This window comes from Novosphingobium sp. SG751A (assembly GCF_013149295.1).
Lineage (GTDB): Bacteria > Pseudomonadota > Alphaproteobacteria > Sphingomonadales > Sphingomonadaceae > Novosphingobium.
The window spans coordinates 51,384-65,382 of the sequence record NZ_JABGCB010000020.1; the positions used below are offsets into that span (position 1 = coordinate 51,384).

The following is a 13,999-nucleotide window of genomic DNA, read 5'->3' on the forward strand; positions in this document are numbered from 1 at the left end:
GAATTGATGCAGCTCGACACCAGCGTATCGGCCATTGTCACCGGCGGCGCCTCGGGCCTTGGCGAGGCCACGGCGCGGGCACTGGCCGCCAAGGGGGTGAAGGTCGCCCTGTTCGATTTTAACGAGGAAACGGGCCATCGCGTGGCCTCCGAAATCGGCGGCATCTTCTGCAAGGTGGATGTGACCGACGAGGCCAGCGTGGACGCCGGTTTCGCGCAAGCCCGCGCCGCCCATGGGCAGGAGCGCATTCTGGTGAATTGCGCGGGCACCGGCAATGTCATCAAGACCGCATCGCGCGACAAGGCGACCGGCGAAACCAAAGCCTTCCCCACCGACCAATTCGAGCGGATCATCCAGATCAACCTGATCGGTACCTTCCGCTGCTGTGCCAAATCGGCGCGGGGGATGCTCGACCTTGCCCCGCTGGAGGATGGCGCGCGCGGCGTGATCCTCAACACCGGCAGCGTGGCCGCCGAGGATGGCCAGATCGGGCAGGCCGCCTATGCCGCCTCCAAGGGCGGGATTGTCAGCCTGACGCTGCCGATGGCGCGCGATCTGATGAACGATGGCATCCGGGTGAACTGCATCCTGCCGGGCATTTTCGACACGCCGCTGATGGCGCGCGCGGCGGATGCAGTGAAGGCCTCGCTGGCCGCCAGCGTGCCCTTCCCCAAGCGTTTTGGCCGCCCGAGCGAATTTGCCGCCATGGCGATCGCCATGATCGAGAATGACTATTGGAACGGCGAGGATGTCCGGCTTGACGGCGGCATCCGCATGGCGCCGCGTTGAGGGGATAGAGCCGATGAGCGAAACACCCGAATTCGTCACCTATAATGTCACCGATGGCGTGGCATGGGTGATGCTGAACCGCCCGCAATATTCCAATGCGCAGAACTATCGCCTGCTGGGCCAGTTGGACGATGCGTTCAAGCGCGCGGTCGAAGACGATGAGGTCAAGGTCATCGTGCTGGGCGGCGAGGGCAAGCATTTTTCCGCAGGCCACGACATTGGCACGCCCGAAAAGGACAGCCACATGCCGCGCCACCGCACGACCATGTGGTGGGACCATCTGAACAAGGGCGGGGCCGAGCGGCAATATGTGCTGGAGCAGGACGGCTATCTGGGCCTGTGCCGCCGCTGGCAGGAAATCCCCAAGCCGATGATCGCCATGGTGCAGGGCGCCTGCATCGCAGGCGGGCTGATGCTGGCATGGGTCTGCGATCTGATTATCGCGTCCGAAGATGCGTTTTTTCAGGATCCGGTGTTGCGCATGGCGCAGCCGGGGGTGGAATATTTCGCCCATGCATTCGAATTGCCGCCCCGCGTGGCGCGCGAGTTGCTCTTGCTGGGCCGCCGGATGCCTGCGGCGCGGGCTTATCAGTTCGGCATGGTCAACGAGATTTTCCCGCGCGAAACCCTGCGCGAAGAAGTCGCCAAGATCGCCGCCGAACTGGTCGATCGCGACCGTTTCGGCATGGCGCTGACCAAGCAGGCGTTCAATTTCGTCGAGGATCTGCGCGGCAAGCGGCAGGCGATGGATGGCGTGTTCCACATGCACCATCTGGCCCATGCGCATAACCAGTTGATGACCGGCAATCTGGTCGGCGGGCTGGACGCCAAGGCGATGGCGGCGGCGAATAAAAATCAAGCAGAGGATAAGGAATGACACCTGTTCTGCCGGGGCTGACCGCCCTGCTGTCTGCGGCGGCGGATGCGGCGGCGGCTTTTGTCGCGCGGGCAGAGCCGCAGGTGAAAGCCCGCATCGCCACGCCTGAAGGCAAGGTGGACCGCGTGGCCGCCGATGTGGAACAGCATATCGTCCATGGCTTTGGCTGGTATGCCTCCTATGCCGAATTGCTGCGCGAGGTGGCCGCTTGGGCCGCCGCGCTGGAAACGGCCGGGGAATTTACCGAGGTCGAGGCCCTGCTCGCACAATTGCTGTTTGCCGAATATGGGGCACAGATGCGCGGCGGCATCGCGATGAATCAGGGCGAGGTGATCCGCCCCGCCGATCTGTGCGATGATGCCTCGGCGCTGGATGCGCCCGCGATCACGCGCCTGATTCGCGAGGGCGGGATGCAAGGGGTGAAAACCGCCATCGCGCACCATCTGATCGATGCGCGCGGGCGGGTGACTTTGGAAAATTGCGGGCTGGATGAAACGCTCACCCTGATCCGCGATCAGTTCTTTGCCCTGTCCAACGACAAGGTCGCGCCCCATGCCCACGAATGGCATTTGAAGGACGAATTGATCCCCATCGAGTTGGTCGATGAACTGGGCGAGATGGGCGTGTTCGCCATGACCATCCCGGAGGAATTCGGCGGGCTGGGCATGGGCAAGACCGCGATGTGCGTAGTGTCCGAAGAACTATCTCGCGGGTGGATCGGGGTCGGCTCGCTGGCCACGCGGTCCGAAATTGCCGCCGAACTGATCCTGACCGGCGGCACGCTGGAGCAGAAACAGCACTGGCTGCCCCAGATCGCCAGCGCGGCGATCCTGCCTACCGCCGTGTTCACCGAACCGGATACGGGATCGGACCTTGGCTCGCTGCGCACGCGCGCGACATTGGCCGGGGATGAATACAGCATCAGCGGCAACAAGACATGGATCACCCATGCCGCCCGCGCCGATGTGATGACGCTGCTGGTGCGCACCAATCCGGAAACGCGCAACCACAGCGGGCTCTCGATGCTGATCGCACCCAAGGCGCGCGGCGATGAGGCCAACCCCTTCCCCAGCCCCGGCATGAGCGGGGGCGAGATCGGCGTGATCGGCTATCGCGGGATGAAGGAGTACGAAATCGGCTTTGACGATTTCCGCGTTCCCGCCGCCAATCTGCTGGGCGGGGTGGAGGGGCAGGGCTTCAAGCAATTGATGGCCACCTTCGAAAGCGCCCGCATCCAGACCGCTGCGCGCGCCATCGGCGTGGCGCAGGCCTCGCTCGACGTCGGCCTTGCCTATGCGATGGACCGCAAGCAATTCGGGCGACCGATCATCGAATTCCCCCGCGTGGCTAACAAGCTGGCGATAATGGCGGCCGAAATCATGGGAGCGCGCCAGCTCACCTATTTCGCCGCCCGCCGCAAAGACGAGGGCAAAAGATGCGACCTTGAAGCCGGCATGGCCAAACTGATTGGCGCTCGCGTGGCATGGGCGGCGGCGGACAATGCCCTACAAATCCACGGCGGCAATGGGTTCGCGATGGAATATGTCGTCAGCCGCTTGCTGGCCGATGCGCGGATTTTGAACATTTTTGAAGGCGCGGGCGAGATTCAAGCGCAGGTGATTGCGCGGCGGTTATTGGATGGGGGAAATTAAAGAAGGGATTTTAGGTGCGAGGGTCTAGACCCTCGCGCTCCCGTTACTGTCTTTGTTGCGCTATGGGTTCGGCCATAGGTGTCGGACGCAGCGTTGAAAGTTTAAAGCCTACGGCGCGGATAGGGATGCCCCTTGCGCGCCGCAGGCTTTAATGATTGATGCCCAGCATGCGATCTTGCCCCACCCCATTAACGGGATTGCAAAGGGCTTTCGCCCTTTGCCCGCCGGAGGCAAACCCTTTCTTACAACCTCTCCACCACGGTCACATTGGCCATCCCGCCCGCCTCACACATGGTCTGCAAACCATACCGCCCCCCGGTCAAATGCAGTGCACTGACCAAAGTCGCCATCAGCTTTGCGCCAGACCCGCCCAGCGGATGGCCCAGAGCAATCGCCCCGCCATGTACATTCATCCGCGCCGGATCGGCCCCCATCGCCTGCACCCAAGCCAGCGGCACCGGAGCAAAGGCCTCGTTGACTTCATAGAGGTCAATGTCGCCAATCCCCATACCCGCCTTGCTCAACGCGCGCTGGGTGGCCGGGATCGGCGCCTCCAGCATGATGACGGGATCGTGGCCAAGAACGGTCATCTGATGGATGCGGGCCAAGGGCTTCAAACCCAGCGCCTTGAGCCCACGCTCGTTGACCACCAGCACAGCCGCCGCGCCATCGCAGATCTGGCTGGCATTGGCCGCGCTGATAACGCCGCCTTCGGTCAGCAATTTGACGCTTGCAATCTTTTCGAGGCTGGCGTCGGCGCGGATGCCCTCGTCGGTCTTGTGGATCACCGTCTCGCCTTCGGGCGTGACCACCTCCAGCGGGATGATTTCCGCGTCGAACTTGCCCGCCGCCGTGGCGGCGGCGGCGCGGCGGTGGCTTTCCAGCGCATAGGCGTCCAGCACATCGCGCGTCAGGCCATATTTCTTCGCCAGCATTTCGGCCCCGCCAAACTGGCTGAAGGGCGTGTCGGGATAGCGCGCCTCGATGCCGGGGCTGCGATAGGTGCCAAACCCATGCTTGGCGGCCAGCGTCCAGGGCAGGCCCATCGGCACGCGGGTCATGCTCTCGACGCCCGCCGCGATGACGACATCCATCACGCCCGCCATCACCGTGGCGGCGGCGAAATGGACGGCCTGCTGGCTCGATCCGCACTGGCGGTCGACATGGGTGCCGGGCACCGATTCGGGCAATCCACCCGCCAGCACCGCGTTGCGGGCGATATTGGCGCCCTGCTCACCGCCTGGACAGGCGCAGCCCATAATGACATCCTCGACCAGCGCGGGATCAATGCCCGCCCGGTCGATCAATCCGGCCAGCACCCGCCCGGCCAGATCCGCCGGATGCACCCCGGCCAGCCGCCCGCCGCGCTTGCCCCCGGCCGAACGCGCCACGGCCACGATATAGGCTTCCGCCATGCCTCATCCTCTCTTTATGAATCTATACTGTGATGCAGATTTATAGGCATTTCAGCCCGGATCACACAAGCCAATTATGCCCTTGAGAGCAAAATAGGCAGATCCGCAGGCACATCCAGATCGCGCGCCAGCCCCTCGCGCCGGATCACCCGGCAGCCCAGCCCCGCGCGCTGCGCCTCGCGCTCATGCGCGGCGCGGCTGCCCGGCCCAAAGCGCAGGGCGAGGATCGCGGGATGGGCCAGATAAAGCGCATTGGTCCCCTGCCCTGCCGTGTCGGTGGCAATCATCACCGAGACGCCCATGGGCGGCGCCAGCATCACGCGCAAATCCTGCGGCCCCAGCAAGGGCAGATCGGAACTGACGATCAGCACCGGCGCGCGCGCCATCCGGTCCAGTTTCAGCAAAGCCTGCGCCAGCGCCGGATTATGCCCCGCGCATGTCTCGCGCAGCGCCATCGCGCCTGCCGCGCGCGCCTGCGCCTGCGCATCCTCGTCGCGGCTGACCACCAGCACATCGGCAACCTGCCCTGCCTGCCCCAACACATGGGCAAACAGCCGCCGCGCCAAAACCTCTCGCGCCGCATCATCCATCACGCCCGCCAGCCGCGACTTGGCCCGCGCGAAAGGCTTGACCGGGATGAGGATGACTGGCCGCGCCATCGCCTCAATTCGCCAGTTCGCGGGCAAAGCCCAGCACTTCACGCGCCAGCCTCGCCTGATCGGCGGCATCGCGCATCAGCGTATCGGTGGCGCAGACCACCAGGCCATTGAGCGCCCCGGCATCTGCGCTGTCCACCATCAACCCATCGATCAACCCGGCATATTGATCCGCCACCGCGCCCGGCGTGGTGCCAAGGCCCAGCTCGCCCATAATCTTGGCCGCCGGCCCCTTGATCGCCTGTCCGGCAATAAAGGGCGAGAGCGCGACCGCAGGCACCCTGCGCCGCATCAAGGCATCCCTGACCCCCGGCACCGACAGGATCGGCGCAATCGAAAGGATCGGGTTGGACGGGCAAAAGACAATCGCCTCCAACCCCGGATCGGCCAGAGCCGCCGCAAAACCCTGCGCCATATGCGCCCGCTCCGCCCCGTCGAACCGGATCGCGCGGAACACAGGCGCGCATTGCCGTCGCACGAAATAGTCCTGAAAAGCCAGGTCGCCCTCATCGGTAGAAATGATCGTGCGCACCGGATCATCGCTCATCGGCACAACCGACTGGCCAATGCCCAGCGCCGCCGCCATCCGCGCCACCACCGCCGAGAGGCTTTGCCCCCCGCGCAGCGCCTGCGTGCGCAGCACATGCGTGGCCAGATCGCGGTCGCCCAGCGCGAACCATGTCTCTCCGCCCAACTTGCCCGCCATGTCCATAAAGGCCCATGTCTCGTCCGCGACGCCCCAGCCCTTTTCGCGGTTGTTCATCCCCGCAAGGGCATAGGTGACAGAATCAATATCAGGGCAGATGCTCAGGCCCATATGTTCAAAATCATCGCCGGTATTGACCGCGATGGTCAATTCGCCCGCAGGCAGCACGGCGGCCAGCCCCGCCGCCAATTTGGCCCCGCCGACCCCGCCCGCTATTGCCAATATGCTCATGGGAACAGATCCATTTCCAGCGGGCGGATCAGTTCCGCCGCCTTGCCCTCACGCCGACCATAGGCCACCCCGCGCAGCAGCACGATGGGCGATCCTTCCGCCGCCTGTCCCATGGCCAGCGAGGCTGCCGCCGCCACTTCATCGGCAAGGCCCAATTCGCTGGTGGCCAGTTCGCGGCCATAGAGATCGGGCGTGCCGCGCAGATCAAGCAGGCCCGCCATGCCCGCACAACCAATCGCCACGCCGCATGTGCCATTGCGCCATGCGCGGCCAAAACTGTCGATGATGACCACCGCCACATCGGCCCCGCTGGCCTTGACCAAGGCGCTGCGGATGGCCGCCGCGCTGGCGTCGGGGTCCAGCGGGAGAAGAAGCGCCACCGGCTCCTCGCCCTGATCGACATTGGACTGGTCGATCCCGGCATTGGCCAGCACAAAACCCAGCCGATGCCGCACGATCAGCACCCCGCGCCGCACCCGCATCACCCGCTCGCTTTCCGACAGGATCAGCTCGACCAGCCGCGCATCCTTGTCGCATCGCGCGGCCAGATCCTGCGCGGCAAACGAGGGGCGCACGCCCGAAAGCGGCACAGCGCGCCCCTCCGCCTTGGACACGATCTTTTGCGCCAGAACGATGATATCGCCATCGCGCAAAGCCAACCCGTCCACGCCCAGCGCATCAAGGATCACCCGCCCCAGATCATCGCCCGGCGCGATCAGCGGCACGCCGGGCAAGGTGTGGATCGAAATCATATGTCTTACACGCCCGTGATGCGAATGCCCGCGCCCGGCACTTTATACCGCCGATTGAGCGCGATCAGCACCGAAGTCAGCCCCTCGGCCACAATCGAATTGCACAGGGGGCCGGCATACCATGCGCGCAGGCCAATCTCCTGCGCCAGCGCCACCACCTCATCGCCCGCCGCGCCATCATCGGCGCAGACCAGAACGTCACATTCGATCTCTTCATCCAGCTTGGTCAGGTGATGGGCGGAAATGTTCTGAAAGGCCGAAACCACCCGGACACTTTCGCCCAGCATTTTCTGCACCACCTCGACCGCTGAACCGCCTTCGGGAATATGCACCCGGCTGACCTTGGGCGGGACCAGCGGCACCGTCACATCGATCAGGATCTTGCCCGCAAGGCCCGCGGCCACTTCCTGCACGGTGGCCTGCTGCGCCGCATAGGGCACGGCCAGCACGACAATATCAGCCGCGACGGCGGCATCGACGTTGGCCATGCCCGACACATTGCCGCCGCCCAGCGTGGCATTCATCGCCGCCGCACTTTCGCCCGCGCGCTCGGCGCTGCGTCCGCCGATGATGACGCGGTGGCCCTTGTGCGCCCAGCGCAGCGCCAGCCCGCCGCCTTCCTTGCCCGTGCCGCCCAGAACGGCGATGGTTGCCTTATCCTGCATGTTCAAACCTCTCTGTTTTATCATTGGCCCCTTCGCGCTTTTTGCGCGGCGGGGTCTGAATCATCGGGGTCAGCGAGGGCGCATTCAGCCCGCGCTGGTGGATCTCCTGCGCCACAGCGCCATAGGCGGTGCTGCGCTGCACCGGCACGCGGCCGATGCTGCGGATCAGCGCCTCCATCGCCTCGGGCGGCATTTCCTGCCCATGGGCGGCGCCCGCCGCGCGGCTGATGCTTTCATTCATCAAGGTGCCGCCCAGATCGTTGGCGCCCGAATTGAGGCAGGCCTTCACGCCTTCCTCGCCCAGTTTCACCCAACTGGTCTGGATCGAATCGATGCGGCCATTCAGCACCAGCCGCGCCACGGCGTGCATCAGGCGCACCTCGCGGAAGGTCGGGCCATGGCGCGCCTGCCCCTTGATCGCCATCGGCGCCTCCATATGGATAAAGGGCAGAGGCACAAATTCGGTAAAGCCCCCGGTGCGTTCCTGAAGCTCGCGGATGCGGATCAGGTGGCGCGCCCAATGTCGGGGTGTTTCGACATGGCCGAACATGATCGTCGCGGTGGTCTTGAAGCCCACCTTATGCGCCGTCTCGATCACCTCCAGCCATTCGTCGGTGGTCAGCTTGTCGGGGCAAATGACATCGCGCACCTCATCATCAAGGATTTCCGCCGCCGTGCCGGGCAACGTATCCAGCCCGGCCTCTTTCAGAGCGCGCAGATAGTTTTCGAGCGAGAGATTGGACGCCTTGGCCCCCTGCGACACCTCCAGCGGCGAGAAGGCATGGATATGCATCTCCGGCACCGCCGCACGCACCGCCTTGGCCAGATTGATATAGGTCTCGCCGGTGTAATGCGGATGGATGCCGCCTTGCAGGCAGACCTCGGTGGCCCCGCGCGCCCATGCCTCGGCGGTGCGGCGGATCACCTCGTCCATCGACAGGTCATAGGGCCGCCCGCGCAGGGCCTCGGCCATATCGCCCTTGGAAAAGGCGCAGAAGCCGCATTTGAAGGTGCAGATATTGGTGTAATTGATGTTGCGGTTGACGACATAGGTGATCGCCTCCCCCTTCTTTTCCCGCCGCAGATTGTCCGCCGCCGCGCAGACATGCTCCAGATCGGCATCGCGCGCGGAAAACAGCGTGACAATGGCGTCTTCGTCCAACGCACCGCCCGCCATCGCCGATTGAACCACCTGCGCAATGGCCGGGGCAACCGACAGAACCGAGCCGAGCGCCGCCCGCTTGGGCAAGGCGACACCGGGCGACCACATATCATCGCGAGCGAAGCCTGGGGCATCGCTGGCCGCCAGTATGGCGCGGCGCATGGATGGCGCCTGCCACTGCGCGCCCAGCCATGCAGGGTAAGCGGGCAGACGCGCGACAAGACTGCGGCCCGCTTGCTCGGTCCCGCCGCGCAGGCGCTCCACTTCGGGCCATGGCGCTTCGGGGTTCACATGGTCGATGGTGACGGGCGACACCCCGCCCCAATCGTTGATCCCCGCCGCGATCAGGCGCGGAAAATCATCCGCCGACAGGTTGGGCGGGGCCTGAATATTCATATCCGGCCCCAGAATCAGCCGCGCCGCCGCGATGGTCCAGAGCAGGTCATCGAGATCCGGCTCGGGCGCATCGGCCATGGGGGTGCGAGCTTTGGCGCGGAAATTCTGAACGATGACTTCCTGCACATGGCCGTAACGGCGGTGCTCGGCAGCAATGGCTTCAAGCGCCTCGATGCGTTCCCCGCGCGTTTCGCCAATGCCGATCAGGATGCCGGTGGTGAAAGGCACATGCAATTCACCCGCCTGGCGCAGCATGGCCAGCCGCGCCTCGGGCTCCTTGTCGGGCGAACGGTAATGCGGTCCGCCCTTTGCGCACAGGCGCGGGCTGAGCGATTCGAGCATCAGCCCCTGCGAGACGGACACCTCGCGCAAACGCGCCATCTCGTCACGGCTCATCACGCCCGCGTTCACATGGGGCAGCAGGCCCGTTTCATCGCGCACCGCCGCGCACATGGCGACCAGATAGTCGATGGTGCTGGCATAGCCCATCTTGGCCAGCGCCTCGCGCGCCGCGCTGTAGCGCAGCTCCGGCTTGTCGCCCAAAGTGAAAAGCGCCTCGGTGCAGCCCGCCGCCGCCCCGGCGCGGGCCACGGCCAGCACATCCTCGCGGCTCATATAGGGCGATTCGCCCGGCTGAGGCGGCTGGGCAAAGGTGCAGTAATGACACCGGTCGCGGCACAATTGCGTGAGCGGGATGAACACCTTGCGCGACCATGTCTGCACCCGCCCATGCCCCGCATCGCGCAAGGCACAGGCCGCCGCCATCATGGCATCAAGCGGCATATCCGCATTAAAGGCGCCAGTTTTGGTCGCGCTTTCCACTATCTCTCTCCCGTATTCTATCCGACCGGACCAAGCGGCCCATGATCGGCAAGCCTTTTCGAATCAGCCATTTGTATGTCACTATCCGGCAAATCGACCGGGGCTGCCAGCATCGCGGTCATCACCTGTGCGAAATGTTCAAGGCCAATGTCACCCGCCCACATCGCATGGGGCCGCGTAGGATCGGCGAGCGCCCGCGCCCGCGCCGAAAGTACCGCGCTGAGCAGCGCGCCCATGAAAACGAAGCGCTGGTTGCGCAAGGCCGCGTTCATCGCCGGCATCAGGCGGCGCAGATGCGCCAGACACCGGCCATAGGCATGGTTCCATTCCGGCTCGATCGCCTCGATCATAAAATCGCGGTGAGTCATGCCGAAGAGCGTGATGAAGCGCACATAATCATCGTCCGACAGCGCCGTGACCGAGCCGATCAGCACATCGACCACATCGCGCAAATGACGCGGGCCGCCGGCCGCCTCCATTGCATCAAGCGCGCTGTTGCGCAGCCGGTCCAGCTCCACCGCGCCATCCTTGATGATCGCGCGCACCAGCGTTTCCTTGGACCCGAAATGATAGCCCACCGCGCCATGATTCTTCTGTCCGGCGGCCGCGGCAATCTCGCGCACGGTCACGCCATCAACCCCGCGTTCGGCAAACAGACGCAGCGCGATCCGCTGTAATTGCTCAGCGCCGCCTGCGGTGTTTTCCTCTGCCTTTGGTTTCTGAAGTCTGACCATGAGTGCAAAATCTCATTGCCAAGGCCTCTCGTCAAGTGCATTATCCATTTGCATTAGACGATGATGACACATCGCATAAGTTGAGGATGTCTCTTGTGAATTTGGGCGTAAACACCGATTCGCTGGGCGCATGGATGCGTGTTCAAGGGCTGGGCGGCGGCGTGATCGAGGATGTCACAACGCTGGCGGGCGGCACACAGAATATCCTGTTGCGCTTTGTCATGGACGGGCGGACCTTCGTGTTTCGCCGCCCCCCATTGCACCCGCGCGCCAATTCGAACGAAACGATGCGCCGCGAGGCCCGCGTGCTGCGCGCCCTTGCGGGCAGCGATGTGCCGCATCCGGCGCTGATCGCGGCCTGCGACGATGAAAATGTGCTGGGCTGCGCCTTCTATCTGATGGAGCCGGTCGATGGCTTCAACCCCATCGGCCAGCTTCCCGAGCCCCATGCCTCCTCGCCCGCCATGCGCCATGCGATGGGTCTGGCGCTGGTCGATGGCATTGCCGCGCTGGGGCGGGTCAATTACCGCGCCGTGGGCCTTGAAGGTTTCGGCAAGCCGGAAGGTTTCCTTGACCGACAGGTGTCGCGCTGGCGCGATCAACTGGCCTCCTATGCCGATTTTGCCGCATGGCCCGGCGCGGATGCGCTGCCCGATGTGGGCGCCGTGGGCGCTTGGCTCGATGCGCATCGCCCCGGCTCCTTCATCGCGGGGATAATGCATGGCGACTATCATCTGGCCAATGTCATGTATCGCCGCGACAGCGCCGATCTGGCCGCGATTGTCGATTGGGAACTGGCCACGATCGGTGATCCGCTGCTCGATCTGGGCTGGGTGCTGGCCACTTGGCCCGACGGAGACGGCGCCAGCACGGTGTCGGTCACGCCATGGGACGGTTTCCCTACGCCTGCGGAACTGATCGCGCGCTATCGCGCCGGGTCAGCCCGCAATCTGGCCGCCATCGACTGGTATCACGTTCTGGCCTGTTACAAGCTGGGCATCCTGCTTGAGGGCACCTTTGCCCGCGCCTGCGCCGGAAAGGCGCCGCGCGATGTCGGCGACCGCCTGCATGGCCGCGCCATCCACCTGTTCGAGCGCGCCGCGCGCCTCATCCGTTAAAAAGGTATCGCCCGATGAACCCACTCGATTTCACCGGCAAACATGCGCTGGTCATTGGCGGCTCCAGCGGGATCGGCAATGGCATTGCCCGCGCGCTGTTCGACGCGGGCGCCCATGTCCATGTCTGGGGCACGCGCGCCACGGCGGCCAACTATGCGGGCGAGGAAGGGTCCGACCTCTCGGGCCTTGGCTACACACAGGTCGATGTCAGCGATGCCGCCGCGATTGCTGCGACCCCCGCCCCGTTCGAAACCATCGATATTCTGGTCCATTCGCAGGGCGCGGTGCTTTACCGCCGTCAGGAATTCACCCCCGAAGGATGGGACAAGGTGATGGCGGTCAATCTGGGCAGCGTGATGCATATTTCGCAGCGCTTTCACGCCGAACTGGCCGCCACAAAGGGCAGCGTCATCGTCGTCAGTTCCATTGGCGCCTTTCGCGCCACGATGGGCAACCCGGCCTATGCGGCCTCCAAGGCGGGCGCGGTCAATCTGGTGCGCACGCTGGCGCAGGCATGGGCGGGCGACGGCATCCGCGTCAACGGCATCGCGCCCAGCCTTGTCGACACCAAAATGACCAAGGTGACGATGGAGAATGACGAGCGCCGGACCCGCGCGCTGGCCAAGATCCCCCTGCGCCGCTTCGGCACGGTCGAGGAAATGGCGGGTGTCGCGCTTTTCCTCGCCTCGCCGCTGGCGGGCTACATCTGCGGGCAAACCATCATCGTCGATGGCGGCCTGACCCTGTAAATCCTCATTTCGCAAAGGGTTCACCCCGATGGATTTCGAATATTCCGACAAGGTGAAGGCGCTGTCCGCGCAATTGACCGAATTCATGGACGCCTATGTCTATCCGATCGAAAAGGAGCGCGACCGCTTTCATGCCGATCCGGCCAATGCGTGGAAACGCTGGCACGGCACCGAGGGCATCAAGGCCAAGGCCAAGGATGCGGGATTGTGGAACCTGTTCCTGCCCCATGAATATGGCGCCTTCAGCCCCGGCCTGACCAATCTGGAATATGCGCCTCTGGCCGAGATCATGGGCCGCGTGATCGGCGCTTCGGAATATTTCAACTGCGCCGCGCCCGATTCGGGTAATATGGAGGTGCTCGCCCGTTACGGCACGCCAGAGCAGCAGGAACAATGGCTCACGCCCCTGATGGCCGGTGAAATCCGCTCCTCCTATGTGATGACCGAACCGGCGGTGGCATCGTCCGACGCCACCAATATCGAAACCTCGATTGTCCGCGATGGCGATGATTATGTCATCAATGGCCGCAAATGGTGGATTTCGAGCGCGTGTGATCCCAACTGCAAACTGTTCATCGCACTGGGCCGCACGCCCGACGATAGCCGGGGCAGGCATCAACAGCATTCGATGATCCTTGTGCCCCGCGACACGCCCGGCATCGAGATCGTGCGCCCGCTCGACGTTTTGGGCACCTATCATTCGCCCACCGGCCATGCCGAGGTCAGTTTCACCAACGTCCGCGTGCCCGCCGCCAACATGGTGCTGGGCGAAGGGCGCGGGTTTGAAATCGCGCAGGGCCGCCTCGGGCCGGGCCGCATCCACCATTGCATGCGCGTGATCGGTCAGGCCCAGCGAGCGCTGGAATATATGGCGCGCCGTGTCAATGAACGCGTCGCCTTTGGCCGCAAGCTGGCCGATCAGGGCAGCATCCGTCAGGAAGTCGCCCTCTCCTTCTGCGAGGTCGAACAGGCGCGTCTGCTGACCCTCAAAGCCGCCGATGCGATGGACCGCTATGGCAACAAGGCGGCCAAGGATCTGATCGCCGCGATCAAGGTGGTGGCCCCGCGCATGGCGCAAACCGTCACCGACCGCGCGATACAGGTCCATGGCGGCATCGGCCTGTCCAAGGACTTCCCCGTGGCCAGCGCCTTTATCAACGCGCGCTATGTCCGCCTGACCGATGGCCCGGACGAGGTGCATCTGGCCCAGTTGGGCAAGCTGAAGATCGCCCAATTGTCCGCCCTTCCTGTCCGCTAAATCCGGCCACCCACAAA

The 13,999-nt window shown here is 64.4% G+C and carries 13 protein-coding genes; 6 read left to right on the forward strand and 7 right to left on the reverse strand.

Annotation, left to right across the window (positions count from 1 at the left end; translation table 11 throughout):
- Positions 1–6 precede the first annotated feature (6 nt).
- Genes FHW96_RS21675 through FHW96_RS21685 form a run of 3 tightly spaced genes read left to right on the forward strand, consistent with a single transcriptional unit; the run spans position 7 to position 3,318 of the window.
- Positions 7–789 carry an SDR family NAD(P)-dependent oxidoreductase gene (locus tag FHW96_RS21675; RefSeq protein WP_172342654.1) on the forward strand — a complete coding sequence of 261 codons (783 nt, stop codon included), beginning with the start codon at positions 7–9 and terminating at the stop codon, positions 787–789.
- A 13-nt stretch (positions 790–802) separates the two neighbouring features.
- Positions 803–1,666, forward strand: coding sequence for an enoyl-CoA hydratase (locus FHW96_RS21680; RefSeq protein ID WP_172342655.1), 864 nt, complete (start codon positions 803–805; stop codon positions 1,664–1,666).
- Positions 1,663–3,318, forward strand: a complete 1,656-nt coding sequence (locus FHW96_RS21685) for an acyl-CoA dehydrogenase family protein (RefSeq protein ID WP_172342656.1) — start codon at positions 1,663–1,665, stop codon at positions 3,316–3,318. The genes FHW96_RS21680 and FHW96_RS21685 overlap by 4 nt, the downstream gene beginning before the upstream one ends.
- Positions 3,319–3,560: 242 nt before the next feature.
- Here FHW96_RS21685 and FHW96_RS21690 read toward each other — a convergent pair whose 3' ends face one another.
- From FHW96_RS21690 to FHW96_RS21720, 7 genes are all read right to left on the reverse strand, one after another.
- On the reverse strand, positions 3,561–4,733 hold the full coding sequence (locus tag FHW96_RS21690) for an acetyl-CoA C-acetyltransferase (protein WP_172342657.1): 1,173 nt from the start codon (positions 4,731–4,733) through the stop codon (positions 3,561–3,563).
- A gap of 74 nt (positions 4,734–4,807) precedes the next feature.
- Positions 4,808–5,392 carry a 2-phospho-L-lactate guanylyltransferase gene (gene cofC / locus FHW96_RS21695; RefSeq protein WP_172342658.1) on the reverse strand — a complete coding sequence of 195 codons (585 nt, stop codon included), beginning with the start codon at positions 5,390–5,392 and terminating at the stop codon, positions 4,808–4,810.
- A 4-nt stretch (positions 5,393–5,396) separates the two neighbouring features.
- Complete coding sequence (gene cofD, locus FHW96_RS21700; RefSeq protein ID WP_172342659.1) at positions 5,397–6,326, reverse strand: 2-phospho-L-lactate transferase; 930 nt, start codon at positions 6,324–6,326, stop codon at positions 5,397–5,399.
- Entirely contained in the window at positions 6,323–7,078 is a 756-nt protein-coding gene (gene cofE / locus FHW96_RS21705) for a coenzyme F420-0:L-glutamate ligase (RefSeq protein ID WP_172342660.1), read from the reverse strand. Before cofE ends, cofD begins: the two co-directional genes overlap by 4 nt.
- Positions 7,079–7,083: 5 nt before the next feature.
- Positions 7,084–7,743, reverse strand: a complete 660-nt coding sequence (gene npdG, locus FHW96_RS21710) for an NADPH-dependent F420 reductase (RefSeq protein ID WP_172342661.1) — start codon at positions 7,741–7,743, stop codon at positions 7,084–7,086.
- Positions 7,733–10,084, reverse strand: coding sequence for a 5-amino-6-(D-ribitylamino)uracil--L-tyrosine 4-hydroxyphenyl transferase CofH (cofH, locus tag FHW96_RS21715; RefSeq protein WP_172342679.1), 2,352 nt, complete (start codon positions 10,082–10,084; stop codon positions 7,733–7,735). The genes npdG and cofH overlap by 11 nt, the downstream gene beginning before the upstream one ends.
- A 56-nt stretch (positions 10,085–10,140) precedes the next feature.
- Positions 10,141–10,857 carry a TetR/AcrR family transcriptional regulator gene (locus FHW96_RS21720; protein WP_172342662.1) on the reverse strand — a complete coding sequence of 239 codons (717 nt, stop codon included), beginning with the start codon at positions 10,855–10,857 and terminating at the stop codon, positions 10,141–10,143.
- Positions 10,858–10,943: 86 nt separating this feature from the next.
- Here FHW96_RS21720 and FHW96_RS21725 point away from each other — a divergent pair, with 86 nt between their 5' ends.
- From FHW96_RS21725 to FHW96_RS21735, 3 genes are read left to right on the forward strand one after another with little or no spacing between them, the layout of a single operon-like run.
- A complete protein-coding gene (locus FHW96_RS21725; RefSeq protein WP_253951139.1) occupies positions 10,944–11,975 on the forward strand; it encodes a phosphotransferase family protein in 1,032 nt (343 codons plus the stop codon).
- 14 nt (positions 11,976–11,989) lie between these two features.
- On the forward strand, positions 11,990–12,724 hold the full coding sequence (locus FHW96_RS21730) for an SDR family NAD(P)-dependent oxidoreductase (RefSeq protein ID WP_172342663.1): 735 nt from the start codon (positions 11,990–11,992) through the stop codon (positions 12,722–12,724).
- A gap of 28 nt (positions 12,725–12,752) precedes the next feature.
- On the forward strand, positions 12,753–13,982 hold the full coding sequence (locus tag FHW96_RS21735) for an acyl-CoA dehydrogenase family protein (protein WP_172342664.1): 1,230 nt from the start codon (positions 12,753–12,755) through the stop codon (positions 13,980–13,982).
- Positions 13,983–13,999: the final 17 nt, after the last annotated feature.